The sequence below is a fragment of the Pseudomonas edaphica genome (assembly GCF_005863185.1).
GTDB classification, from domain to species: Bacteria; Pseudomonadota; Gammaproteobacteria; order Pseudomonadales; family Pseudomonadaceae; genus Aquipseudomonas; species Aquipseudomonas edaphica.
Genome location: NZ_VBVZ01001056.1, coordinates 1 through 917, shown reverse-complemented (window position 1 = coordinate 917; position 917 = coordinate 1). Strand labels below are relative to the sequence as shown.

Sequence of the window (917 nt, the reverse complement as noted above, 5' to 3'; positions counted from 1 at the left end):
GTGTATAAGAGACAGCTTCATTGGCTTCGCCTTTGAAGGTGCCGGCGTCGTCGGCATCAAGGCCGTATTTCATGGTCAGCAGGTAGTGCCCACGGCCGATGCTGTCGTCCTTGGCGATGGTCAGGTTCAGGCCTTCGACGCCGATCCATTTGCCGACCCATTTATCGGTCGGTGGGTTTGCCGGTACCAGCGTGGCTTGCACGGAAGCGGGGGCGGGTTTTGGGGCTTCCTTGGGTTCCTTGTTGCACGCGGTGAGCAGGGCAAGGGCAGAAAGAACAAAGAGTGTTTTTTTCATAGCGACATGGCCTTGGTTGAAAAATGTGCAACACGACGGTGAACGTGCAGCGTTGGACTCGAAACCCGTGATTTAGTGCGCTGTTCGCACGGTGTTTGGTTATGCTCTTGGGGCAGACGCAAGCCCGGCTGCTAGATTACCGGGTTAAGTGCAAATGCGTTCAGCCCGCCATGCAAGAGAATTCAATGACTGTCAGCACACCGCTTTCCGGCGTCAACCATCCTTTCAAAGGCATCCTGCTGATTGTGCTGGCGACGTTTCTGTTCTCCAGCCACGACGCCTTGTCCAAATACCTGGCCGGGTTCTACCCGATTGTGATGGTGGTGTGGGCGCGTTACCTGGTGCACACCTTGCTGATGGCCGGGATATTCCTGCCGCAATCCGGCTTGCGGGTGCTGCGCAGCAAGCGGCCGGGCATGCAGGTGGTGAGGGCGTTGTGCCTGCTGGGCACGAGTCTGTTTTTTACCGCGGCGCTGCATTACATCCCGTTGGCGGAAGCCACGGCGGTGAACTTCCTGGCGCCGATCCTGGTGACGGCGCTGTCGGTGCCCTTGCTCGGCGAGCACGTCACGCGTGGCCAATGGCTGGCGGTGATCTGCGGGTTTGTCGGTGTGCTGATCAT

2 protein-coding genes are annotated in these 917 nt (G+C 58.7%); one reads left to right on the top strand and one right to left on the bottom strand.

All coding sequences use genetic code 11. The annotated features are described in order from the left end of the window. Window positions 1-295, bottom strand: a 295-nt coding sequence (locus FEM54_RS33215; RefSeq protein WP_138454358.1) for a membrane lipoprotein lipid attachment site-containing protein, incomplete at its 3' end; no start/stop codon positions are given. A 185-nt stretch (window positions 296-480) separates the two neighbouring features. Between FEM54_RS33215 and FEM54_RS33210 the strand changes: the two genes are divergently transcribed. Next, window positions 481-917, top strand: a 437-nt coding sequence (locus tag FEM54_RS33210; protein WP_138454357.1) for a DMT family transporter, incomplete at its 3' end; no start/stop codon positions are given.